This window comes from Aquimarina algiphila (genome assembly GCF_947494415.1).
Lineage (GTDB): Bacteria > Bacteroidota > Bacteroidia > Flavobacteriales > Flavobacteriaceae > Aquimarina > Aquimarina algiphila.
In genome coordinates, this window is sequence record NZ_CANLVC010000002.1 from 399,603 (window position 1) to 423,583 (window position 23,981).

Genomic DNA, 23,981 nt, shown 5'->3' on the forward strand with positions numbered 1-23,981 from the left:
AAATTATTTAGAGATAAAAATAATCTCAGGAAAAAATACTACTACCCCAACAATAATCAATTGAATGATTATAAAAGGTATAATTCCTCTATAAATTTGACTGGTCTTTACACTTTCTGGAGCTACCCCTTTAAGATAAAATAGTGCAAATCCAAAAGGTGGAGTTAAAAATGATGTTTGTAAGTTTAATGCAATCAAAATCCCAACCCACAACATATCCATCCCAAAAGCATTAAAAATAGGGGTTACTACAGGAACTATAATAAAAACAATTTCTATAAAATCAATAAAAAACCCAGCTATAAAAATTACTACCATTACTAATAACAAAAATAGTAAAGGTGTTAGGTTTGATGACATAATCAATTCCTGTAAATACGAATCTCCACCAAGAGTTCTAAATACTAACGTAAATGTTGTTGCTCCTAAGAGAATAAAAAATACCATTGAGGTAAGCTTAGCAGTTTCTTGAGCTACTTCTTTTAAAATATTGAATGAAAACTTCTTTTGTATAATAGTCAATATTGTAGCTCCAATCGCTCCTATTGCAGAGGCTTCTGTTGGAGAAGCCACTCCAGTAAAAATAGACCCTAATACCAGTACAATTAATAGTATTGGTAGAAATAATACTTTTATAATTTTTATTGTAAAGTTATCTCCCCTGAATTCTTTTATTTCCTCTGCAGGAATACTGGGAGCATCTTCTTTATGAATAAAAGATTTTATCAGGATATAAAGAATATATAAACCAACAAGTATAATCCCGGGTAACAAAGCTGCAGAAAACAAAGCACCCACATCTACAGATGCTGCTCCTCTCGATGAACTATTAATCGTATCTGCTAGTAAAACCAGTACAATAGAAGGTGGTATAATCTGTCCTAAAGTTCCTGAAGATGCAATTACTCCCGTAGCTAGTTCTGTTTTATATCCTCGTTTTAACATAGTAGGTAAGCTTATTAACCCCATAGTCACTACAGTTGCGCCTACTATACCTGTAGAAGCTGCTAATAATGCCCCCACAATCACAACAGAAATTGCCAAACCACCTCTAACTCGTCCAAACATCATAGCCATAGTTTCTAATAAACTCTGAGCTAGTCCAGATTTTTCTAACATAATTCCCATAAAAATAAACAAAGGTACAGCCATTAATACATAGTTATTCACTACCCCCATAATTCTGGATGGAAGTAAATAAAAAGTGGACATCTGAAACTGTTCCGGAGCAAAAATTGATACTCCAAAAGCAAATGCTACTGAGATCCCCCCTAGTGTAAAAGCTACCGGGTATCCTCTTAAAATCAGAATAAAAATGATTACAAATAATAGTATTGCTAAGTACTCCATTTACTGATCTTTATTAAATATAGTTTGAATTGATTTCAGCATATTAGAGAGTCCTTGAAGTGATAAAAAAACAAACCCCAAAGTAATACAAAATTTAAGTACATATAAAGCTGGTAAGCCTCCTGGCTGAGGAGAGCTTTCTCCAATCATAAAAGATGATAGCCCATAATACCATGAGGAAACAATGACTACATAACACCATGGTATTAATAAAAAAGCGCCCCCTAAAAGATCAACCCATGCTTTTCCTTTTTTAGAAAGTTTATTATAGAATACATCTACCCTAACATGCTTTCCGTATTTAAAGGTATATCCTGAAGCTAATAAGAATAACATTCCGAAAAGATAAATCTCTATTTCTATTATCCATACATAAGTAAACTTAAATATATATCGAGCAATCACATCAAGACCTATAACCACAGCAAGTAAAGCAGCAATCCAACTAACCAGCACCCCTATTTTTTCACCAATCTTATCAAGGAAATTGATAATTTTTTGCATCTAATAATTTGTGTTGTAAATATTAGGGATGAAGATACTAAAATTAGATACATTTAAGAATGGTACTTACTTAAAAGCTAATACCTACCCAGGAACACTATGTTTAATAGTAAGAAAAAAACACTTTTTCTTAAGAATCGGATGATAATGATTACACTATCTCACAAAAACCAACTCATTAGGTTTGGTGGTATATTCTTCACTAAAACCATAACCTTCATAGTTAAATCCTTTTAAATCCTCGATAGTTTTTGCATTAGTATCAATAATATAACGCACCATCATACCTCGCGCCTTTTTTGCAAAAAAGCTAATCATTTTAAGTTTATCTCCTTTCCAATCCTTAAATTGAGGGGTGATTACAGGAACTTTTAATGCTTTTGTATCTACTGCACTAAAGTATTCATTACTCGCAAGATTGATGAATAATTCATCCTCCTGTAGCTCTTCGTTTATCTGTTGCGTAACCGTTTTTTTCCAAAACTCATACAAATTATTTTTTCGTCCTATCTTAAGTTTTGTACCCATCTCAAGACGATATGGCTGCATAAGATCCAAGGGTTTTAAGATGCCATATAATCCAGAAAGTATTCTTAATTGATCTTGTAACAGATTTAATTTTTCTTCTGATAGTGTGTACGCATCCAATCCTGTGTATACATCACCGCTAAATGCATATATTGCAGGTCTTGCATTTTCTACAGTAAAAGGAAGACTCCACTCCTGATTACGTTGCCAATTGAGTTGTGCAAGTTTATCACTTATACTCATTAACTCAGAAAGCTTTTTTGGAGATTTCTTTTTGAGCACTCCATTTAACTTTTCTGCTTCTGGTAGAAAGACTGGAGATGAATGTTTTTTAGTGGGTAATGCGGTTTCAAAATCTAATGATTTGGCTGGAGATACTACAATTTTCATTTATACAACTTTTTTGTTTTTCAAAAATACGATTGTGTATTTAGAATTAAAACTTACTGACCTATTTCTTCTCTATTTAGGTATATATAAAAGTTATTCTATTTGATATATTCTTTTATTTGTTTTGCAAACGTTTCTTCATCTTTAAATGCCAGAAGATTTCCATCTGGATCAAAAAACTTTGCTACAACACCCCAACTATGTTCCTGATATTCTACTGGTATCTTTTCTGCACTTAAATCGAGGACTATCTCTTTTACGTTTATAACGTGCATTCGAATACAACTAAATGCCTTTTTGACACCTCCATCAAGACTCAAATAATCTGCCCTATCTTCCTTTTCTATCATTAAATATGTTCCAAAAAAATCAAAACATGTTAATTCTTTATTTTGAAACAAAATATCCAGTTTTAAAACGGTACTATAAAATAGTATACATTCTTTATATTTTCTCACATAAAGAATATGTCCTGTTCGTTTAATATCCATACAAAAGAATTTTATAGTTAAAATACAATTGTATGTTGTACATATAAATCATTCATACTATTTCTTAATTATTCATTCATAAAAAAAATTTATCAACACTACCAAAACATAGGCCATTCATCATAAAACACTGGTTTTGAAAACAATGTACAATTTGAAAAATGTTAAAAAAAACCAAAAATATTTTTCCGAAGCAAAATAATTTAATTACTTTTAACACAAATAACGTAACACATAGAGGTAAAACCCTCATTTCGTCAAAAATTGTATGAATCCAAAACTTAGGTAAGAAAAGGATTCGTAGTCTAATTATTCACAAATCTCCTTAGTACAATAAAACTAAACTCTTTTAGACAATTTTTTGGTGTAACTATTTTAATTATGTGTACTATGTTAAGATCTTGGTGTAAACCTACTATTTCCATTTTTTTTATAATCATTTTCTTGTATTCTTGTGAAAAAGAAGAAATCATTTCTATTGAAGAACAACAAGTAGAAGAGTTATCTATTTCAGAAACTGTTCAGGATTCTACCTATACCGATGCAGAATTATTAAAGGTATTAGAAGAAGAGTTGGAATTTATAGAACTTGAAGAAAAAGGAAATATTGTAGATATTTCTCATATGGATATCGTCAAAGAAAATCCTAAAAAAGTCTATGTACATTATCTCCCATGGTTTCAGAATAAAGATTTTGATGGGTATTGGGGCCAACATTGGACTATGAGCAATCAGAATCCCGAAATCAAAAATGAAAATAATACGTTACAAATTGCCTCTTATTATTATCCTCTTATTGGTCCTTACTCATCTAGTGATCCAGACTTACAAGAATATCATTTTCTAATGATGAAACTTTCTGGAGTCGATGGTGTAATCTTTGACTGGTATGGCAGTAGAGACTTACATGACTATGGGCTAATTAAACAATCTACAGAAACTTTTATTGGTACTCTAGAAGATTTGGGAATGCAATTTGCCATCATGTATGAAGATCGAGTGGCAGCACAAGCTGCAGCTCAGTCATTATCTTCAAACATCATAGAAGCTGCTCAAGAAGATCTTACATACATTAATGAACAGTATTTTTCGAGTCCAGAATATATCAAATACAATGATAAAAACGTACTATTTATATTTGGTCCTGATTTTTTGACTACAGAAAATGAATGGAATCAAGTATTTGATATTTTACCCGCAGATAATCGTCCTGATTTCTTGACCTTATGGGCTGCTAAGAATCGGGTTGGGGTAAATGCAACAGGCGAATTTTTATGGGTAGATAAAGATCACCTTCTTGCTCATGACTACTATTATGATACATATCAAATGCAAAACAATATTACTGTTGGATCCTCTTATCCAGGATTTAAAAGTTTCTATGCAGAAGGTGGATGGTCTGATGGAATAAATGACTGGACGATTGATACTGATCAAGGACATACTTTTGTAGAAACTCTTAACTATACTCATCATGAACTCTCAGATTTTATTCAGATTATTACATGGAATGACTTTGGAGAAGGGACTATGATAGAACCTACAGCAGAATTTGGGTTCACTTATTTACAAATCCTTCAGCAATATACTGGTGTTTCTTTTACTCCTGATGATCTGCAAATCGCCTTAGATTTATACAATACACGAAAAGATTATAAAAACAACTCTCGAGTTCAAAAAATTCTAAATCGATCATATAAATATATCAAAAAACTTAAACTAAAACGAGCCGATAAAATTCTTAAAGCGATAAGAAGATTTTATTAAAACCTTCTTTCTATAAACAAAAAAGCCTGTCTATATAGACAGGCTTGTGTTTTAAAAAAGTCAAATGTATATTATAATACTTTCACGTTTACCGCGTTCATTCCTTTTTTACCTTCTTTAAGGTCAAACTCTACTTCGTCACCTTCACGTACTTCATCAATTAAGCCTGAAATGTGTACAAAATGATCTTTGTTTGATCCTTCTTCTGTGATGAATCCAAATCCTTTGGAGTCATTAAAAAATTTTACTGTTCCTTTGTTCATTATAAAATATTAAAACGCGAAGTTACTATTATTTCACCATTAATCCTTATTTATTTACAAATAAAGTTTTTGATAACCTATATTTAATCTTTTATAAATACTTTGATAATAAACAAAATAGCTGTATCACGCGTTCTTTTTCAAATTTAAATTGTGGCATTTATTTTTTTCATTTCCCCTCCTTTTTACAGTTATTTTCTACCTCTTTCAGCATTGCGCTCAATTCGTTTTTCCCTAACCATTTTCCTTTAACCATAACACCTTCAATAGTTTTTGTATTACGAATATCTATTAGAGGGTTTTTATTTAGTAACACCAAATCAGCCAACTTTCCTTCTGTAATTGTACCACTTACTGAAGTTCTGTTTAGGTATTTTGCAGGGTTCACTGTAGCTGTTTTTAGGGTCTCATAAGGAGATAACCCTGCATTGCATATCAGCTCTAACTCCCGATGTAATGAAAAACCAGGTAAAAAAAGGCCATATGTATCACTTCCTGCAAATAACAGTACTTCTGCATCATTTAATATTTTGGTAAAGTCCTTCTGCCATTGCAATTCTTTACTAAGTCTAATCAGAGATGCTGGCGCGGTAAACCAAGTATTAGAACGGTAATGAGTTGAATCTGATAAACAATATGCAACATAAGCTTTAGGTCGATATTTTATAACATCACTTTTCTTTAAAACAGCAAATTTTTTATCGTCTGCATATCTACTAATCATCTCATAAACCCCTAAAGTTGGGGATACGTATAAACCGCTCTGTTTAATTATCATAGCAGCTTGTTTTAAATACGAAGTATCTGCCTTTTGTTGAGTATTGAATATATTCATAAACTCTTCTACATGTGCTATAGATTTCATCCTTAATGAATATTCTAAAGGAAGTTTACGTTGTCCGTGACCTACAACAGGAATATTATACTTACCGGTCTCTTCCAACAATTTTGTATATATTTCTTTAGGAAGGTTGTCGGCTATTTTTAAAAAGTCATACCCTCTTTGATGATGTGTTTTTACGACATCAATTACATCTGTGACTGTTTTTAGATCATTTGCCTTCAGATAAGGTCCTGTAGTAACATAATAAGGCCCAAACAATTCATTGTTTTTAACTTTTTCTCTAATAGCTATATGATCTTGACCTTCATACTCTGCCATATTTCTTGCAGTTGTGACTCCATTAGCGATCAAAAGTTTAAATTCATCTTTCACATCATTTTCAAGATGATAATGCATTTCTGCTAAACCTGGAATCAAATATTTATCTTTTGCCTGAATAATGACATCTATCTTTTGTGATATTTTTTTTGAAGCAGGTTCTATTATTGATATTTTTCCATTTACAGTGATCACTCTTTGATTATAAAGAATGATTTCTTTATTCATCGGAATCACATTTACATTTTCAAAAGAAGTAGTTTTTCCATTTGTATTCTGGGAATATAACATAGCAAAATTGCCTGCCCATAACATACTACCTATTATTAAAGCTTTACTAAATCTAGACATCATATTGTTTTAAGGATTATTGATGTCAAAGCTAATAACGATAGAAGTTTTGAATGTTCTGGATTGTCAGAACCTGAGAAATCCGAACTTATTTATTTTGTTTCTTGAACTGATTGGGAGACATTCCTAATTCTTTTTTAAAAGCAGTATAAAAAGTAGTTTTCGAATTAAAACCAGCTTCTAGACCAATAGCAAGAATACTGTATTTGTCAAATTCTGAATCTAAAATCATTTGCTGAACATCTTTTAGCCGATAACTATTTATGAATTCTGAAAAATTCTTACCACTTTCCATATTAATTTGTTCTGAAAGGTATCCGCTACTAATCCCTAGTTTTTTGGCAACTATATCACGACTAATATCAGGATTATGATGAATGTTTTCAGACTCTATAAGCATTAATAATTGCTCTATATAGGGGTTTACATCCTTTTTTACAGTTTTTTTTTGATCGTGCTTCGCTCTTTTAAAACGATGACTAATTTCATATTGATCATTTGATAATTTAAACTGATATAATCCTTTATAAATCAACCAATACATAAATACAGAGACTCCAACCCATAAATAAGTCAAAGGCATTTTATAACCATACATAAATCTCATTCCTTCCAAAACAATTCCATAAATTTCTAAAAGAGAAATAAAAATCCATATCCGTTTAATCCATTTAATGTCAAACTGTGTTTTTAAATAAAATAAGAACCAAAACGAAGTCACCATAAAAGCTACCGGATAAACAACCGAGAGTATGCTTATTATTTTGTAAAATAAAAAAACAACTTCCTTTTTATTTGTCAATGCAATTTTATAAACCTCAAAAATTGTATCTAAAGATATAATGGCATTAATACTGCTTAAGAAAAGGAAAGGAACATACAATAAATAAAGCTTACGGCTTCCTCCCAAAGGGTGTCTTATTTTTTTTATAAAAAAAATAAATAATGTAACCGGGTAAAGGAATTGCCATAAAAACACATCTAGAATTGAAATCACAAAAGGGTTTTTTTCTAGATCCCAAAACCAGTTATTTACTCCAATTATTGATAAAATAATAAGAGTATACCCCAAATATGTATTGTCTTTATTTTTAAAAAATTTCGAAAACAGGATGACAATACCTAAAATAAATCCATGAATAACCCCAATCAGAACAAATATTTCTAAGAAAGAAATTTCCATGATGTAGGTATTAAAGGTTTATCTTAATCACCAGCTAATTGATTTTTGGCATAATTCCTCCATCGCTCTACACAGTGTTGGATGTCATCAGGAATAGGAGTTTCGAAATGCATTTTTTTTCCGGTTATCGGGTGTTCAAAACCAAGAGTTCTGGCATGTAAAGCTTGTCGAGGTAAAATTTTAAAGCAATTTTCGACAAACTGTCTGTATTTAGTAAATGTAGTACCTTTTAATATTTTATCTCCTCCATAGCGTTCATCATTAAAAAGCGTATGACCAATATGTTTCATATGCACTCTTATTTGATGAGTTCTTCCTGTTTCAAGTGTACACGAAACTAGGGTAGCATACCCTAATCGTTCAATAACTTTATAATGAGTAATTGCAGGTTTCCCTTTTTCTTCCTCTTCTCCTTCAAAAACAGTATTCTGTAATCTATTCTTAGGGTGACGACCTATATTACCTTCTATAGTCCCCTCCTCTTCGCTAATATTTCCCCATACAATAGCCACATATTCTCTTTCACTGGTTTTATTAAAGAATTGCTTTGACAAATGAGTCATTGCCTCCTCTGTTTTAGCAACTACGAGTAATCCACTGGTATCCTTGTCAATACGATGCACTAATCCAGGACGATTACTACTATTATTAGGTAGATTATCAAAATGATAAATTAAAGCATTAATTAAAGTTCCTGAATAATTTCCATGACCAGGATGTACAACCATCCCTGCTGGTTTATTAACCACAAGCAAGGCATCATCTTCATACACAATATCCAGTGGTATATCTTCTGGAGTTAATAGATTTTCGTAAGGAGGATGTGAAAATAATACCCGAACTACATCGTTAGGTTTTACTTTATGATTTGATTTAACGGCTATATCATTCACAAATACGCTACCATCTTTAGCCGCTTGTTGAATCTTATTTCTAGTTGCGTTTTCAACAAAATTCATTAAAAATTTATCTACCCGCAAAGGAACCTGTCCCGCACCTGCAACAAAACGATAATGCTCATATAAATCATCATCGGTAGTATCAAAATCTTCTATGTTCAAGTTTTCCTCCAAAATATTTTATATTAATTGGAAAGGTTTATTGTCCCTCTTTTTCCATCCCCTAGTACCAAATCTATGGTAGAAGTTTTCATTAGTTTAGTTCCTGGCTTTAGTCTTTTTCCTTTATGTCTTAGTTCTAAAACCATATCTCTTGCAATATTTGGCTGATATGTAACGGTGCCTATTTTAAAACCAAGAGCAATTAATTTTGGTTCTGCCTGCCTTCTTGTTCTTTGTATTACTTCTGGCACTTCTATCTTACGATAACCTGATGGGTTTAAAGTCACATATATCTTACGGTTTTCTTTTACTTCACTACCTGCAACTGGATTTTGTTCAATAACAGAATATCTAGGAAAGTCCGGGTTAAAACTCGCAGAATCCTGAACTTCGTATCTCAAATCTTTTTCTTCAAGTACTTTTCCTACCTCATCCAAAGTCTTTTTACTTAAACTTGGTACTACAATACGTTGATCATGATTTGTAGTACCTTCTAACCACTGTAGTGCTACATATGAGAGAATAGCAATCATCGCAACTGCTATCACCAGTTGAATCAAGAATATTTTACTATAAACAAACTTAAAAAGGTCCTTGAGAAAATTGATAAATACGCTCATAAATACATTATATAATTTGGACAAATATATAAAAACGGAAAGTTTTACGCTTTTCTTATTAGAGAAATGATATTTTTGTTTTCAAAAGCCAATCAATGAAGAAAAACATCGCCATTTTGATGGGAGGATATTCAAGCGAATTTGAAATCTCTATCCAAAGCGGAAATGTAGTCTATAATAAACTTGATAGAGACCAATATATCCCTTATCGCATTCACATTACTAAGGACAATTGGTACTATGTAGATGATACTGACCAAAAACATCCCATAGACAAAAATGATTTCTCATTAACTTTAGATGGGACAAAAATTATTTTTGATGCTGCTTTTAATACGGTTCACGGTACACCTGGTGAAGATGGTTTGCTTCAAGCTTATTTTGATTTAATAGGAATTCCGCAAACTGCTTGTGATTTTTATCAGGCTGCACTTACATTCAATAAACGTGATTGTATCAGTACCTTAAAACCTTACGGAATACCTACTGCAACTAATTATTTTTTAAACCAAGGAGATCATATTGATAGCAAAACTATTTTGGACACTGTTGGATTACCTTGTTTTGTAAAAGCTAATAAAGCTGGTAGCAGTTATGGCGTATCCAAAGTGAAAACTGAAGCAGAATTACTTCCTGCAATAGAAATCGCTTATAAAGAAGATGATGAAATTATCATCGAATCTTTTTTAAGTGGAACTGAGGTTTCTGTTGGGGTCATTCAACATAACGGAAAAGATGTTGTACTGCCAATCACAGAAATTGTAACAGAAAATGAATTCTTTGATTATGAAGCAAAATATTTAGGAAAATCTGAAGAAATTACTCCAGCACGTTTGTCTGAAGAAGATACCAAAAAAGTTAAGGACCTGGCACTAAAAGTGTATCAAATTCTAAAAATGAAAGGATTTTCTAGAAGTGAATATATTTTTCATCACGGCGAACCTTATTTTGTAGAAATGAATACAAATCCTGGATTAAGTGAGGCCAGCATTCTTCCTCAGCAAGCTCATAAAGCAGGAATTAATTTGCAAGAATTATTTTCTAATGCTATAGAATCTTGCTTAACAGCAAAAAAATAGAAGTATTAACTAGTGATTTATATTTTCTAATTTCTTAAATGATAAATTCATTTATCTTTGTGAATACAACAATCAATACTCACTCATGAGAAGAGCTGTTTTTCCGGGATCCTTTGATCCAATAACTCTGGGGCACTATGATATTATAGAAAGAGGCCTTACACTTTTTGATGAAATTATTCTTGCTATAGGTATAAATGCCGAAAAAAAATATATGTTCTCTCTAGAAGAACGAAAGCACTTTATGGAAGAAGCGTTTAAAAACGAATCTAAAATTAAAGTAATAACTTATGAAGGGCTAACTGTGGATTTTTGCAAACAACAAAATGCTAATTTTATTCTTAGAGGACTTCGCAATCCTGGGGATTTTGAGTTTGAAAAGGCAATTGCCCATACCAATAGAAAAATGTCTGATATTGAAACTGTATTTCTATTAACCTCTTCTGGAAAAAGTTATATCTCTTCATCCATAGTTCGTGATGTGATTCGACACGGTGGGGATTATACAGGATTAGTTCCAGATACGGTACGTGTAAAATAATCTCTTAAAACAGATAACACCAATTTGGCTTAGTGCTCCTTAATAATTAATACAGAGCTATCTGATTTTTGATCATATTTATAAACACAAACTCATGAAACGCACAATAGGAGCTCTCTCATTAGTAGTCAAAGACTATGATGAGGCTATTCAATTTTATACAGAGAAACTTAATTTTGTTTTAATAGAAGATCGCATTGTAGATGATGAAAAGCGTTGGGTACTCATTGCTCCTCACAAACAAGCAGAAACCCATATTCTATTAGCTCAAGCAGCATCCTCTTCGCAGGAAAAAGCTATTGGTTCTCAAACTGGTGGTCGAGTTTTTCTATTCTTACATACAGATAATTTCTGGAGAGATTATAATAACATGAAATCTAAAGGAGTTTTATTTCGAGAGGAACCCCGAGAAGAAATCTATGGAACAGTAGTCGTTTTTGAAGATTTGTATGGCAATACATGGGATTTGATTGAAAAAAAGACTTTGTAATCAAAGCTATAATTATAACAAATGTTTTTATTGAAGTAACTTTTGGTTAATTCTCTAAAAAATCAGAATTCTTCTAATTAAAAAATACCAAAACTCCATAAATTGAGTTTTTAACCTTAACTAAAACTCTAAATTATGATAGCCAAAAATCTAAAGTATATCTTATACTTTTTTCTTTTCACTACATTTATAGCTTGTAGTAGTGATGACAATACAGAACCCGAAGAAACAGGAGAAGAAGTTACTCCAACTCCTACCCCCACTCCAACTCCTACCCCTACTCCTGACACTAATCCTAATAATGGAGAATGTGAGAGTGGAAAAACTGCAGTATTTACAGAAAAAGACGGTTTACTTATTGTAGAAGCCGAAAATGGAAATTTCTCTGGTTCTGCGTGGGAATTAACAAAAAGCCTTTCTGATTTTTCTGGAGATGGTTATTTGGTATGGAACGGTGCAGATTCTTTTGGTGAACCTGGTAATGGATTATTAACCTATAAAATCAGAATTGCTCAACCTGGAACATATCGATTCATATGGCGTTCATATATTACCATAGGAAATAATGGCACTGAACATAATGATTCCTGGTTGAGAATCCCTGATGCAAAACACTTCTACGGGAAAAAAGGGAATGGAAATATTGTATATCCAAACGGAACTACACTGGATCCAATTCCTGAAAGCGATGGGCAAGCAACTACTACTCCTATGGGCTCAAGTAAAAATGGATGGTTTAAAATTTATATGAACAGTGCTAGCAAATGGCATTGGCAATCTTCTACAAGTGACAATGATGGGCACAATATTTTTGTAGTCTTTGATAGTGCTGGAGATTATACAATTGAAATCTCAGGAAGATCAAAAGGACATGGGATCGACAAGTTTGTATTATTTACAGAAGGCGTAACACAAGAAACGGCTATAAAAGACGACGCTGTTAAAAGCGAAATAAAATGTGAGTAATACGATCATAAAAAACAATATAAAAAAGCTCTTCAAAAAATGAAGAGCTTTTTTATTACAACATCTTAACAAATATCCTTCTTTTAAAAAAATAAACAGAAGTATCATTAAACCATTTACAATATTATAAGTCCTAGATATAAACCTGCTATTATGAATACATTAAGTGACAAAGAAATTCAACATCTATACTGGCGATTTGGTTTTGGAATTTCACCATCACAATTAAAGACAGCAAGAATATTATCCAAAAGACAAATTATAGATCAACTATTTTCAGAAAGTAGGCAGAGTACTGCATTAACAATGGATCTCGGAGCATTAGAGAAAAATCCTTCAGAATTATCCAAAGAAGAAAGAAAAAAGCTACGGAAGCTCCAAAGAAAAAAAATGAATGAACTTAATATTATTTGGTTCACTCAATTAACGACAACAGAAGAAATTTTACGTGAGAAAATGACATTATTTTTTCATAATCATTTTGCGGTTAGACTTAAAATGCCAAGAGTTTGTATACATCTCAATAACATCATCCGTAAACATGCATTAGGAAATTTTGGAGACATGTTAATGGAAGTTTCTAAATCTCCAGCCATGCTAATTTTTCTAAATAATCGTCAAAATCGAAAAAATCACCCTAATGAAAATTTTGCTCGGGAAGTTATGGAACTTTTTACACTAGGTAGAGATAATGGCTATACTGAAAAAGATATTAAAGAAGCTGCTAGAGCCTTTACAGGATGGAATTTTAAGAAAGACGGAGCTTTTATTTTTAGAAGTAATCATCATGATTATGGAACAAAGACAGTTTTAGGAAAAACAGGTGACTTTACAGGTGAAGATGTTATCAAGATACTCTTAAAAGAAAAACAAACAGCTCAATACATTACCAAAAAATTCTATCAGTATTTTGTAAATCCGATACCAGATCAAGATCGCATAAAACAATTGTCTGATATTTTATATAACTCTGATTATGACCTAGGGGTATTAATACAATCTACAATTGAAAGTAATTGGTTTTATAACACAAAAAATATTGGAGTGAAGATTAAATCTCCTATAGAACTCATGGTAGGTCTTAACAGGCCTTTCAAAGTAAAGTATGATGACCCTAAAGTAATACTATATCTACAACGCAAACTAAATCAGATGCTATTTTTTCCACCTAATGTTGCAGGATGGCCTGGTGGAAAAACCTGGATAGATAATTCTACCCTAATGCTACGTCTTAAATTAGCATCAGTAATACTTAATAGCGGTATTATAGAGTGGAATGATAAAGGTGATATGCCTGAGAACGTAATGATGAAACAGAAGTATTATCAAAAAATGAAAACTCAAATCGAGAAAAAAGTAAAAGCCACCCCCGATTGGGATAACTTTATGTCAGGTTTAGATCAAAAAGATAAAATAACATTATCATACTACTTACTTCAACCAGAACCGTCTAAAATTGCAAAAAAAGTGTTGAAGGATTTGGATTCATCAGACACTAAAAATTTTATTGTCGAATTATTAAGTCTACCTGAATATCAACTTTGCTAAGTCAAAAAATATGAAACGAAGAGATTTTTTAAAACAATCAGTTTTTGCATCAGGGATGACATTGATTCCTTCTTTTTTAAAGGGTATGGAGTTTTTATCCCCACAACAATTATCTGGATATAAAAATGTAATCATTATTCAACTTTCTGGTGGAAACGATGGTTTAAATAGTATTATCCCCATTAGCAATGATATCTATCACAACTTAAGACCCTCTATTGCAAAAAAACAAACACAAACTTTAAAAATAACAAATGATCTGGCTTTTAATGAAAACCTTAAAGTAATCAAAGAACTATATGATCAGGGGCAGGTTTCAATAATTAATAATGTAGGGTATCCAAACCCAAATCGATCACATTTTAGAAGTACTGATATATGGCAAACTGCGAGTGATACAAATCAATATTTACATACAGGATGGATAGGAAGATACTTAGATTCAAACTGTCAAAATCCATATCAAGCAGTAGAAGTAGATAATTCTCTTTCTCTTGCCATGAAAGGTAATCAAATGAATGGTATAGCAGTTTCTGATCCTAATCAACTGTATAAAACTACTCGAGAGCCATTTTTTAAAAATATCGTTGCCAATACTACAAAAGAAATGTTAGACGAGGACAATCAAGGATATCTATACAAAACGATGTTAGAGACCTACTCTTCTGCTTCTTATATTCATGAAACTTCCAAAATTTATACAACCACAACCGAATACCCTCAACATCATTTTGCTAAAAACCTAAAAACTATAGCTGATTTTATAATCTCAGGTTTAAAAACAAGGGTATATTATAGTTCATTAGGAGGGTTCGACAGCCATGTAAACCAATTGAATAGTCAGGATAGATTACTCAAAGTATACTCAGAAGCTATAGGTGCTTTGGTGAGTGATCTAAAGAAGAATAATCGTTTTAATGATACATTAATCCTAACTTTTTCAGAATTTGGAAGAAGAGTAAAACAAAATGGAAGTCGAGGAACTGATCATGGAGCGGCCAATAATGTGACGGCCATTAGCGGTTCTCTAAAAAAAGCAGGGATTTATAACGAATTACCCGACCTCTCTAATCTTGACGATAATGGAGATATAAAATATACAGTCGATTTTAGAAGTATATATGCTACAATTTTAAATAATTGGCTAGAAGTAGACAGCCACGATGTTCTAAATTCAGATTTTAAGAATTTAGAATTCATCTAATATCAAACATTAATCATTTAAAATCCAGTAGTTCTAAAATGTGATATTGCACCAGGGAATCAACTCTTTAATACGTTCTTTCTCTTTATTGGAAAAAAGATTTTTAGGAATATCGAGATATTCTAGTTTTTTTAGATTTTTAATACTCTCTGGTAAATAGGTTAATTTATTACCTCTTAAGTCCAGATGTATTAGCTCTGATAGTTCTCCTATAGCATCAGGAAGTTCCAGAATTTCGTTCTCTGCAAGGTCCAAAATTTCTAAATTAGACAATTTACCAATAGATTCGGGAAGTTCTGTGAGCCTATTATCTGACAAATCAAGTCGCTCTAAATGAATTAACTTTCCTATACTTTTTGGTAATTCGACAAGCTCATTATTTTGAGCATCTAATTTCTGTAAATGTGTTAAGCTTCCTATCGACTTAGGAAATGTACCAAGTTCATTATATTCTACTTCCAGCCATTCGAGGCAGCGCAGAGCTCCAAAAGATTTAGGTAGGGTTTTAATGTTATTAGAAGAAATTCGTAGTCTTTCTATGTTTTTTAATTTTCCGATAGTATTGGGGAGGTATTCAATTTCATTATCCATAAAATCTACTTCTCTCAAACTTTTCATATTTCCAATAGATTCAGGTAATGATTTTAATTTACCCTTATTTATTTCCAATTCATTGACCTTTTTTAATTTTCCAATGGATTCGGGTAACTCAACAATTTGAGAAGCACCTATATCTATATTAATAAGGTTAGCTAATTCTCCAAAATTATCAGGTAATCTAATTAAATTTCTGGCCTGTATCTTTATCGCTATTAAATTAGTAAAATTGCCAACAGCTTCTGATAGTTCATTTTTTTTCAGACAATGAATCCTTAATAACTTTACCTTTTTAGGAGTTTCTAAAGCTTTTCTCAAAGTACAGTCTTCTTTGTATACCTTTTTATATTCTTGTCCATTAATTGATAAGGCGTACATCAAAACGAAAAGTAAACCGTATTTATTGATCATTGGTTTTAGGTTTAATACTTCCTCTAAATTTATGTCGCTAAAATAACAGTAAAATCCAAACTACTCTCCCCTGTTTATAGTGAAAATATTATCTCTCTACAATTTGGTTTCACATAATAATTCTTAAACATTTAAACAAACAATATGATTTTTTTTAAAGTTATTAATACTACTGACACACCCTTGTCATAATACCTATATAATTTTATCCTGGTATTAATTTTTAACAATCAAAAATCATGATAAAAACAAAACTTGACCCTTTTTGGGTTATTGGGGTTTCGGTGCGTACTACTAAAAAAAACGAAAAGTTTGCAAAAGACATTCCTGCTTTATGGGATACATTTATGGCTGATGGAACAATGCACAAAATACCTAATAGAATTGAAGATTCTATTTATGCAATATACACAGATTATGAAAGTGATCATACCGAAAGCTATACTATGGTGTTGGGCTGTAAAGTAGAAAATCTGGATTCGATTCCCGAAGGTATGACAGGTGTACAAGTACAAAAAAGTATGTATTCTCGATTTACAGCAAAAGGAGATATCACTCAAGGTGTAATTTATGATAAATGGATAAACATATGGGAAACAGATTTAGATCGAACTTATAGTACCGATTTTGAAGTTTATGGAGAGGAAGCTCAGAACCCTAGAGATGCAGAAGTGGATATTTTTGTAGCAATTAAATAAGATCATAACCTAAAGAAATACCTCATAAGAAAAATTAAAAATTGATATTATTTTTTTATGAGGTATTTCTTTAAACGTATTAGTTATTTTTATAAAAGACTAAATCATTCATGGATACTTTCATTAATAACTTCTTTAATATAATTTTTTCTATATTCTCTTGGAGAACTCCCTTGTTTTCTCTTAAAAGTTCTATTAAAATTTGACAGCGTCTTAAATCCTGATTTATATGAAATTTCATTAATAGCCATTTCTGTTTCCAGCAATAATTTGGTAGCCACTCGTATTCTAAAATCAAGAATATATTGTGTAAAATTCATATTCGTCCTTTTTTTGAAAAAATGGCTAAAAGCTGACTCAGACATATTAGCTATTTTTGCAATGGTACTTAGAGTAATATCATTAGCATAATTGTTCTCTATATAATGAAGTACAGCATTGATTCTACGACTTTTTCCTTGAGAAATATGATTAGCAATGGGAGAACTTGCTAAAATCTTTTTATCTGAAGATATAGCCAAATCTTTTAAAATTTCTAGAAATAATAGAAATGTATCAAAATCATCTTTTTCACATAACTGAATTATTTTTTTACCAATCCTATCCTTGGTTGGATTAGAAAAAGTAATTCCTTTTCTCGAAAATTCTAATAGTTCCTTTATTTCTTTAAATAGATCATAATTAAGTAATTTAGACCCTAAAAAATTTTCTTGAAACTGAATTGTAATCACTGTTGCATTACTTGTGCATTCTTCAGTTTTCCATATATGTTGTAGATAAGGACCTATTAATACTAGGTCTGTATTCTCACAATCCTCAATAGAATCTCCCACAATTCTCTTACCACTAAAATTTAAAATAAAGTTAATCTCATACTCTGGATGAAAATGAAGAGGATAATCAAAACGAGCATTTTCATGTTTCAAAATTATAAAAGGATCCTCTGATTTTACTGGTGTTACTTCTCTAATTATTTTCATTTGGGGTTTAATGTTTGATATTTAGAAATTATCTAAAAATACCATTTTTCGTTAATCAAGAAATTAAAAAATAGAAATCTTTAGATCCAAAACCTTATAACAATTTGATTATCAACATTCTGAATCAAAACTGAAACAAACTTCTTTACTAAATTCATAAAACGCACACAAATAAACATTAAAGTACCATTAGCACGTTATCAACTCTATTACTTTTACAAAAAATTAACATTTAAGTCCTTATATCTATGAGAAAAACTTTACCAAAGTATTTATTTTTAACTACAATTGCTATGCTTTGCTTTGCTAGTATGTCTGCACAAATTGTCATAACGGGGCAAGTTACAGACAGTTCCGGAATGCCTATTCCGGCAGCTGCAGTAGTAGAAATGGGTACCACGAACGGAATCGTTACCAATTTTGATGGTGAATACACCATTGAAGTTGCTGACAAAAATGCCATTCTAGAGTATACATATATAGGGTTTACATCCCAAAGTATACCTATAGACGGAAAGTCTGTAATCAATATAGTTTTGCAAGAAGAAACTTCTCAACTTGAACAAGTTGTTGTTATTGGTTATCAATCAGTACGTAAAAGTGATTTAACAGGAGCTGTGGCAACAATAAACTTAGAAGCTGAGAGCCTGTCTGAGATTCCTGCAAACTCTGTAGAAGAATTATTAATCGGTAGAATTCCTGGTTTAGTTATTGGGAATCCGTCTGATGCTCCCGGGGCCGGATTAAATGTAAGAATACGAGGAGCAAGTTCATTTACCGCAACAACTCCTCTAATTGTTGTTGATGGTTTTCCACTAGGAGATGCCGGAAATTTAAAGCAAATTAATCCTGCAGATATAGTTTCTGTAGAAGTACTAAAAGATGCATCTGCAGCTTCTATTTATGGTTCTAGAGGAGCTAATGGGGTCATACTAGTGACCACTCGAAGAGGCAAAGAAGGGAAGATGCAAGTTAATTTTTCTGCACTAACTACAATTAGTAGGTTTTCATCAAAATTTGATTCATTTGAAAACCCTGTGGACTTAGCTGTATTAACCGATGAAAGCCGAATAAACTCAGGACTTACACCACTCTATATTGGAGCGCCTGATATTAATGGTACATTTTTTCCTTCAATAGATCAACTAAGAGCTGGTTACCCTACTACAGACTATATCGAATATTCTTTTAGAGAGCCCTTAAATTATAATTACAATCTAAGTATTTGGGGAGGTAATGAGAGTACTAAATACAATTTTGGACTTAACCTAAATACACAAAACGGAGTAGTACGCGATGATGATTTATCAAAATTCACAGTAAGTTTTGGAATTGATCAAAAACTAACGGAAAAACTTAGTCTAGCTACAAACATTAATTTTTCTCGAGGAAGAAGAAATGATAATAGCGGCTTATCTTTTAATAGAAATCCGATTTTTCCTTTATTTAATGAAGATGGTAGTTTTTTTAGAGCAAATGATAATGATTTTGGCAATCCAGCAGCGCTTACTTCTTTAAGAGTAAACGAATCTACCACTTTGGATTTAACATCTTCTTCTATACTTCTTTGGGATATTAATGATGCTTTACAATTTAAGTCTCAATTTAACTATAGTTTAGGTTCTTCTTTTCAAGAGCGATTTTTCCCTTCAATATTTACTCAATTAGGTACAGAGGGTAATGGCGTAGGATTTCATGACAACTTTCAAAATCAACGTGTAGTTGTTGATGCATATTTCACCTATAATAAAACAGTAGGTCAAGATCATGATTTTACATTGTTAGGAGGGTATTCTAGTGAATATTTTGAAGTTCGTACCTCTCAATTAAGAGCGCAGGATTTTGCAAATCAATCCTTAGGAGCAGGAAATTTGGGATTAGGTAATGAACAAAGAGTATCCAACAACTTTGAAACCTCAACATTATCATCTTTAATATCACGTGTTAATTACTCCTATAAAAACAAAATTTTATTTACATACACAGGAAGACTAGATGGCTCTTCAAATTTTGGAGAAAATAATAAATATGCTTTTTTTCCATCTGGTGCTATAAGTTGGAAAATGCAAAATGAGCCTTTCATTAGTAACAACCTTCCATTTATTAATGAACTTAAACCTCGAGTGAGTTGGGGGATTGTTGGAAATCAAGCTATCGGAGCATTCGAAACTTTAAATAGACTGGGAGAAGGTCGTTTTTTTACTAATGGCGGTTTTGTTACAACAATTGGTCCTGGTATCATTAGTAACAATGGAATATTTGCAGAATCTCGTGGGTTAGGTAACCCAGATCTAAAATGGGAAACGACAGAAATATTTAACATAGGATTAGATTTTGCTGCGTTTAACAGAACTGTAAGTTTTACCTTAGACTTTTATAACAAAATCACCAATGATTTATTGTTAGATAGTAACCTACCTCCCACTTCTGGGTTTGATTTTTTAAGAATCAATGCTGGTGAAATAGAAAACAAAGGAGTTGAAGTTAGTCTTAATCTAGATATTATTAGAAAAGAAGATTTTAATTTCTCTGCAGGTATAATTTTTAACAAGAATATAAATAAGGTTACCAGTTTGGGGCCTTCTGAATTTACTTCAGTTTTAAATGATGATTTTGGTAATCAGTTTAGATTTACCGGAGTTAACTTCAGAAATCAATTTCGCTCACCAATAAATACACTAACACTTGACCAACCTATAAATGTATTTTATGGAGCTAGAGTTAGACGTATTATTCAAACTGAAGAAGAAGGATTAGCATCTGGTTTTTCTGGAGCTAATGCTCAAGCAGGAGAATATTTGTATGAAGACCTTAACAAAGATGGCGTTATTGATCCTTTTGGAGCCGACAGAACCGTAATCGGAGATCCAAACCCAGATTTTACTGGAAGTTTAACATTAGATTTCTCATACAAAAACTGGGAATTGACCGCATTATTTAATGGTTCTTTTGGTGGAGATGTAGTTGATATTAATAAATTCAGCACTCAAGCTGGTGGAGGTAAAGCAAGTAATTTATTTGAACGCTGGACTCCTGATAATCGCACAAATGAATACCCTTCTTTAAGAGAAACCAGAAATGTAGCATTCTCTGATTGGTGGATACAAGATGGTTCTTTTGTAAGAATTCAAAATCTTAGGTTAGGATATAATATTGATGCTTCTAATATAAACTCTCTTGACGGAGCAAAAGTTTACATCAATGCAGACAACGTATACAATTTTACCAACTATGATGGTCTAGACCCAGAAGTTAATCCACAAGGAGTAGATGAAAATAGTATTCCAAGATTACGAAGGTTTACATTAGGTGTCGAAGTCAATTTTTAGTTTAAAAAATGAATATCATGAAAAAAATATATAACATATTTCTAGCAATTACGGTTTTAGGTATAGGGTCTTGTTCCCTTGATCCAGACCCCACTACATTTCTATCTGATTCTAATTTTTTCAGTACTGCAGAAGAAACCAATTCGGCTGTATTGCATTCTTATCAGGCAATGACTTTTTTGGACTATTTAAGACCATATATGAATATCCCTATTACTGCTTCTGAGGAAGCTTTTCCTAAAGAAGGGGAAGGGTTGAATATTAACCAATTTGAAGAATGGAATGTTGATGACAGAAATCAAAATTTAGAACAGTTTTTTAGACTTTCTTATGTCGGACTCAATAGAGCCAATACGGTAATTGAAAAAACCAAAGAAGCCAGTTATGATGAATCTTTGAGAGCAAAATATCATGGAGAAGGTTTATTTTTAAGAGCTTGGCACCATTTTATGCTAGTAAGATTATTTGGATCTACACCTCTTAGAGTATCGGCTGTGGACCAATTAGATGAAGTTCGCGGTATTCCTGACGCTTCTATAGAAGAAGTATATACATCAATACAATCAGATTTAAAAGAAGCAATAAACCTATTACCAATACAGAGAGAAGGAGGAAGAGCCGATAGAGTCGCTGCACAGGCATTATTATCCAAAGTATATATAACCATGGCTTCTGCGCGTCAATCAGGCAGTCCTGGTTACGAATGGGTATCAGATGCAGATACATTTTATGGCTTAGCCTCTGAGATGGCTTCTGCTGTCATTAACGGGCAATCAGAATACACTTTTGATCCTGATCTATTAAACATTTATAATGTTGCAGAACCTCAAAGTTTTAATGGACCAGAACATATATTTTTTATTCCTCAGGATAGAAATGGATTAGTAGAAGGAGAATTCTCTAAATTGTCTAAGTTCTTTATTCCCGCAGATACTCCAACAACATCATTTCTCGCAGACGGCACAGCTACTCATGGTGGTTTTGGAGTCTATGTATCAGAGCTTCCTTTTCTAGCCTCATTTGATAATACCGATCGCCGTAAAACAGAGCTTATAGTAAATGAATTATTTGATGAAAACGGAATTTCCTCATGGACTCCTTCAGGAGGGGAATCGGCTCCTTTTTCAAGAAAATATATAGATCCTAAGTTTATTGGAGATAACACAAGCACGCATCCTTACTTATTAAGGTTTACTGATATATTATTGATATATGCAGAAGCAGAAGGACCATCAGCAGAAGGCTATACCGCTGTAAATCGAGTAAGACAAAGAGCTGGTCTTCCTGACCTAACTCCTGGCTTATCTATCACTGATTTTAGAGATAAGATTATTGAGGAACGTTCTTTTGAACTTGCTTTTGAAGCAAATAGGCTATATGATTTACGCAGAACCAATACCGTAGAGAGCGTCTTACAGGATATTTATGGAAAAGTTATTGTTAATAACCCTTACTTCTATCCAATACCAGCAATAGAAAGACAATTAAACCCAACAAACTAAAGAGAAGGAATTATGGAAAAAAACATTTTAAAAAAAATATTCCTAACTATAATAGTGATTACAATCACTATTTCTTGTCAAGAAGATCCATTTGAAGATACTGTTAGTAACGACAGACAATTTTTGAGTTTTACTATACCGGGTCAAGTTGGCCCTGCTGTTATTAGACCTACAGGAGATAATGAAGGTACTGTCGAAATATTCGCTGTATTATCTAACGTAGATTTATCAAATATTATCCCTGTACTTTCTATATCTGAATATGCACAAGTAAGTCCGGGTAACGGAGATATCGTAAATTTTAATAATGATGATCTTTCTATAACATATCAAGTGATTTCGGCATCTGGAAAAGTTCGAAATTGGGTTGTTAAAATCACACCTTATGAATCTGCTATAGAAGGAAAATGGAATGTAGATAAAATACTATATGACTGGCAGGTTGGCATTAATCAAACATGGGGGTATGGTGTATTTGGAACATATGACGAAATTACGGGATATGACCCTGAAGCATATGTTCCAGAGGTATTTTCTAAGGACTTTCCTAATGTAGCTTTTGAAGAAGATAATACTATAGAATTTATAACTAATCAAATTAACGAAAATGGAAACCCAGAAGGAACTTTCTCTTTTGGAGCAGGTGCAGATAATGAATTTTCATCCTTCATTCTTGATCCAGATCGTACTGGTGTTGCCAGAGATTATTCTGCTCGGTTTAGAAAAATACACCAAGGAGATGGAGTATGGGAATTTAATGAAGGAACCAAAACCTTAACTCTTTGGAAAGGAAGTAAAGCTGGAGCTAAAACAGAAGGTATAGTCTCTACAGATGATTTGGGTAATATAAGAATCGCATATAATACTTGGGAAGATGATTTCCCAGATGATCCAAATGACGGCGAAGCTCATATCCAAACTGCTATTACTTTATATTATCATTTTATCAAATAATAGCAACCTACA

22 protein-coding genes are annotated in these 23,981 nt (G+C 32.1%); 11 read left to right on the forward strand and 11 right to left on the reverse strand.

Features of this window, described 5'->3' with window-relative positions:
* Window positions 1–3 precede the first annotated feature (3 nt).
* The 4 genes from PQF96_RS04215 to PQF96_RS04230 all read right to left on the reverse strand — a co-directional run bounded on the left by PQF96_RS04215 (window position 4) and on the right by PQF96_RS04230 (window position 3,263).
* Window positions 4–1,350: a TRAP transporter large permease gene (locus PQF96_RS04215; protein ID WP_109438939.1), complete on the reverse strand. Its 1,347-nt coding sequence runs from the start codon at window positions 1,348–1,350 to the stop codon at window positions 4–6.
* A complete protein-coding gene (locus PQF96_RS04220; protein WP_271765191.1) occupies window positions 1,351–1,854 on the reverse strand; it encodes a TRAP transporter small permease subunit in 504 nt (167 codons plus the stop codon).
* A 156-nt stretch (window positions 1,855–2,010) separates the two neighbouring features.
* The gene (gene yaaA, locus PQF96_RS04225) at window positions 2,011–2,772 is read right to left on the reverse strand and encodes a peroxide stress protein YaaA (protein ID WP_271765192.1); all 762 of its coding nucleotides are present in this window, start codon (window positions 2,770–2,772) and stop codon (window positions 2,011–2,013) included.
* A 98-nt stretch (window positions 2,773–2,870) separates the two neighbouring features.
* Window positions 2,871–3,263, reverse strand: a complete 393-nt coding sequence (locus tag PQF96_RS04230; protein ID WP_271765193.1) for a glyoxalase/bleomycin resistance/dioxygenase family protein — start codon at window positions 3,261–3,263, stop codon at window positions 2,871–2,873.
* Window positions 3,264–3,707: 444 nt separating this feature from the next.
* Between PQF96_RS04230 and PQF96_RS04235 the strand changes: the two genes are divergently transcribed.
* Window positions 3,708–5,030: a glycoside hydrolase family 71/99-like protein gene (locus PQF96_RS04235; RefSeq protein ID WP_271765194.1), complete on the forward strand. Its 1,323-nt coding sequence runs from the start codon at window positions 3,708–3,710 to the stop codon at window positions 5,028–5,030.
* A gap of 71 nt (window positions 5,031–5,101) precedes the next feature.
* Here the strand turns inward: PQF96_RS04235 and PQF96_RS04240 are convergent, their stop codons facing one another.
* The 5 genes from PQF96_RS04240 to PQF96_RS04260 form a co-directional block, all read right to left on the reverse strand.
* Complete coding sequence (locus tag PQF96_RS04240) at window positions 5,102–5,293, reverse strand: cold-shock protein (protein ID WP_034244160.1); 192 nt, start codon at window positions 5,291–5,293, stop codon at window positions 5,102–5,104.
* Window positions 5,294–5,462: 169 nt separating this feature from the next.
* Window positions 5,463–6,809, reverse strand: a complete 1,347-nt coding sequence (locus PQF96_RS04245; protein ID WP_271765195.1) for an amidohydrolase family protein — start codon at window positions 6,807–6,809, stop codon at window positions 5,463–5,465.
* 85 nt (window positions 6,810–6,894) lie between these two features.
* Complete coding sequence (locus PQF96_RS04250; protein WP_271765196.1) at window positions 6,895–7,989, reverse strand: helix-turn-helix domain-containing protein; 1,095 nt, start codon at window positions 7,987–7,989, stop codon at window positions 6,895–6,897.
* 23 nt (window positions 7,990–8,012) lie between these two features.
* Complete coding sequence (locus PQF96_RS04255; RefSeq protein WP_407933702.1) at window positions 8,013–9,062, reverse strand: RluA family pseudouridine synthase; 1,050 nt, start codon at window positions 9,060–9,062, stop codon at window positions 8,013–8,015.
* An 11-nt stretch (window positions 9,063–9,073) separates the two neighbouring features.
* Window positions 9,074–9,670: a PASTA domain-containing protein gene (locus PQF96_RS04260; RefSeq protein WP_109438947.1), complete on the reverse strand. Its 597-nt coding sequence runs from the start codon at window positions 9,668–9,670 to the stop codon at window positions 9,074–9,076.
* 95 nt (window positions 9,671–9,765) lie between these two features.
* Between PQF96_RS04260 and PQF96_RS04265 the strand changes: the two genes are divergently transcribed.
* The 6 genes from PQF96_RS04265 (at window position 9,766) to PQF96_RS04290 (ending at window position 15,498) form a co-directional block, all read left to right on the forward strand.
* Complete coding sequence (locus tag PQF96_RS04265) at window positions 9,766–10,749, forward strand: D-alanine--D-alanine ligase (protein ID WP_271765197.1); 984 nt, start codon at window positions 9,766–9,768, stop codon at window positions 10,747–10,749.
* Window positions 10,750–10,834: 85 nt separating this feature from the next.
* On the forward strand, window positions 10,835–11,290 hold the full coding sequence (coaD, locus tag PQF96_RS04270; protein WP_271765198.1) for a pantetheine-phosphate adenylyltransferase: 456 nt from the start codon (window positions 10,835–10,837) through the stop codon (window positions 11,288–11,290).
* A 94-nt stretch (window positions 11,291–11,384) separates the two neighbouring features.
* A complete protein-coding gene (locus tag PQF96_RS04275) occupies window positions 11,385–11,780 on the forward strand; it encodes a VOC family protein (protein WP_271765199.1) in 396 nt (131 codons plus the stop codon).
* A 135-nt stretch (window positions 11,781–11,915) separates the two neighbouring features.
* A complete protein-coding gene (locus PQF96_RS04280; RefSeq protein ID WP_271765200.1) occupies window positions 11,916–12,746 on the forward strand; it encodes a hypothetical protein in 831 nt (276 codons plus the stop codon).
* A 153-nt stretch (window positions 12,747–12,899) separates the two neighbouring features.
* Window positions 12,900–14,294 carry a DUF1800 domain-containing protein gene (locus PQF96_RS04285; RefSeq protein WP_271765201.1) on the forward strand — a complete coding sequence of 465 codons (1,395 nt, stop codon included), beginning with the start codon at window positions 12,900–12,902 and terminating at the stop codon, window positions 14,292–14,294.
* A gap of 10 nt (window positions 14,295–14,304) precedes the next feature.
* Window positions 14,305–15,498 carry a DUF1501 domain-containing protein gene (locus PQF96_RS04290; protein WP_271765202.1) on the forward strand — a complete coding sequence of 398 codons (1,194 nt, stop codon included), beginning with the start codon at window positions 14,305–14,307 and terminating at the stop codon, window positions 15,496–15,498.
* A gap of 33 nt (window positions 15,499–15,531) precedes the next feature.
* On the opposite strand, the gene PQF96_RS04295 is transcribed toward PQF96_RS04290, so the two are convergent.
* Entirely contained in the window at window positions 15,532–16,506 is a 975-nt protein-coding gene (locus PQF96_RS04295) for a leucine-rich repeat domain-containing protein (protein ID WP_271765203.1), read from the reverse strand.
* A 239-nt stretch (window positions 16,507–16,745) separates the two neighbouring features.
* On the opposite strand from PQF96_RS04295, the gene PQF96_RS04300 reads away from it, so the two are divergent.
* Entirely contained in the window at window positions 16,746–17,204 is a 459-nt protein-coding gene (locus PQF96_RS04300) for a GyrI-like domain-containing protein (protein ID WP_167571891.1), read from the forward strand.
* A gap of 104 nt (window positions 17,205–17,308) precedes the next feature.
* On the opposite strand, the gene PQF96_RS04305 is transcribed toward PQF96_RS04300, so the two are convergent.
* Window positions 17,309–18,184: an AraC family transcriptional regulator gene (locus PQF96_RS04305; protein WP_271765204.1), complete on the reverse strand. Its 876-nt coding sequence runs from the start codon at window positions 18,182–18,184 to the stop codon at window positions 17,309–17,311.
* Between the two features lie 248 nt (window positions 18,185–18,432).
* On the opposite strand from PQF96_RS04305, the gene PQF96_RS04310 reads away from it, so the two are divergent.
* Genes PQF96_RS04310 through PQF96_RS04320 form a run of 3 tightly spaced genes read left to right on the forward strand, consistent with a single transcriptional unit; the run spans window position 18,433 to window position 23,969 of the window.
* Window positions 18,433–21,513: a SusC/RagA family TonB-linked outer membrane protein gene (locus PQF96_RS04310; protein ID WP_271765205.1), complete on the forward strand. Its 3,081-nt coding sequence runs from the start codon at window positions 18,433–18,435 to the stop codon at window positions 21,511–21,513.
* A 17-nt stretch (window positions 21,514–21,530) separates the two neighbouring features.
* Window positions 21,531–23,015, forward strand: a complete 1,485-nt coding sequence (locus tag PQF96_RS04315; protein WP_271765206.1) for a RagB/SusD family nutrient uptake outer membrane protein — start codon at window positions 21,531–21,533, stop codon at window positions 23,013–23,015.
* A 12-nt stretch (window positions 23,016–23,027) separates the two neighbouring features.
* The gene (locus tag PQF96_RS04320) at window positions 23,028–23,969 is read left to right on the forward strand and encodes a hypothetical protein (protein ID WP_271765207.1); all 942 of its coding nucleotides are present in this window, start codon (window positions 23,028–23,030) and stop codon (window positions 23,967–23,969) included.
* The last annotated feature ends 12 nt before the right edge of the window (window positions 23,970–23,981 follow it).

What these genes read in the sequence shown, in the direction of transcription:
- PQF96_RS04215 (WP_109438939.1), bottom strand. Translation starts at nt 1,350, where the DNA reads ATGGAGTACTTAGCAATACTATTATTTGTAATCATTTTTATTCTGATT.
- PQF96_RS04320 (WP_271765207.1), top strand. Translation starts at nt 23,028, where the DNA reads ATGGAAAAAAACATTTTAAAAAAAATATTCCTAACTATAATAGTGATT.
- PQF96_RS04260 (WP_109438947.1), bottom strand. Translation starts at nt 9,670, where the DNA reads ATGAGCGTATTTATCAATTTTCTCAAGGACCTTTTTAAGTTTGTTTAT.
- PQF96_RS04290 (WP_271765202.1), top strand. Translation starts at nt 14,305, where the DNA reads ATGAAACGAAGAGATTTTTTAAAACAATCAGTTTTTGCATCAGGGATG.
- PQF96_RS04245 (WP_271765195.1), bottom strand. Translation starts at nt 6,809, where the DNA reads ATGATGTCTAGATTTAGTAAAGCTTTAATAATAGGTAGTATGTTATGG.
- PQF96_RS04250 (WP_271765196.1), bottom strand. Translation starts at nt 7,989, where the DNA reads ATGGAAATTTCTTTCTTAGAAATATTTGTTCTGATTGGGGTTATTCAT.
- coaD (WP_271765198.1), top strand. Translation starts at nt 10,835, where the DNA reads ATGAGAAGAGCTGTTTTTCCGGGATCCTTTGATCCAATAACTCTGGGG.
- PQF96_RS04220 (WP_271765191.1), bottom strand. Translation starts at nt 1,854, where the DNA reads ATGCAAAAAATTATCAATTTCCTTGATAAGATTGGTGAAAAAATAGGG.
- PQF96_RS04300 (WP_167571891.1), top strand. Translation starts at nt 16,746, where the DNA reads ATGATAAAAACAAAACTTGACCCTTTTTGGGTTATTGGGGTTTCGGTG.
- PQF96_RS04240 (WP_034244160.1), bottom strand. Translation starts at nt 5,293, where the DNA reads ATGAACAAAGGAACAGTAAAATTTTTTAATGACTCCAAAGGATTTGGA.
- PQF96_RS04285 (WP_271765201.1), top strand. Translation starts at nt 12,900, where the DNA reads ATGAATACATTAAGTGACAAAGAAATTCAACATCTATACTGGCGATTT.
- PQF96_RS04265 (WP_271765197.1), top strand. Translation starts at nt 9,766, where the DNA reads ATGAAGAAAAACATCGCCATTTTGATGGGAGGATATTCAAGCGAATTT.
- PQF96_RS04310 (WP_271765205.1), top strand. Translation starts at nt 18,433, where the DNA reads ATGAGAAAAACTTTACCAAAGTATTTATTTTTAACTACAATTGCTATG.
- yaaA (WP_271765192.1), bottom strand. Translation starts at nt 2,772, where the DNA reads ATGAAAATTGTAGTATCTCCAGCCAAATCATTAGATTTTGAAACCGCA.
- PQF96_RS04275 (WP_271765199.1), top strand. Translation starts at nt 11,385, where the DNA reads ATGAAACGCACAATAGGAGCTCTCTCATTAGTAGTCAAAGACTATGAT.
- PQF96_RS04280 (WP_271765200.1), top strand. Translation starts at nt 11,916, where the DNA reads ATGATAGCCAAAAATCTAAAGTATATCTTATACTTTTTTCTTTTCACT.
- PQF96_RS04295 (WP_271765203.1), bottom strand. Translation starts at nt 16,506, where the DNA reads ATGATCAATAAATACGGTTTACTTTTCGTTTTGATGTACGCCTTATCA.
- PQF96_RS04230 (WP_271765193.1), bottom strand. Translation starts at nt 3,263, where the DNA reads ATGGATATTAAACGAACAGGACATATTCTTTATGTGAGAAAATATAAA.
- PQF96_RS04305 (WP_271765204.1), bottom strand. Translation starts at nt 18,184, where the DNA reads ATGAAAATAATTAGAGAAGTAACACCAGTAAAATCAGAGGATCCTTTT.
- PQF96_RS04315 (WP_271765206.1), top strand. Translation starts at nt 21,531, where the DNA reads ATGAAAAAAATATATAACATATTTCTAGCAATTACGGTTTTAGGTATA.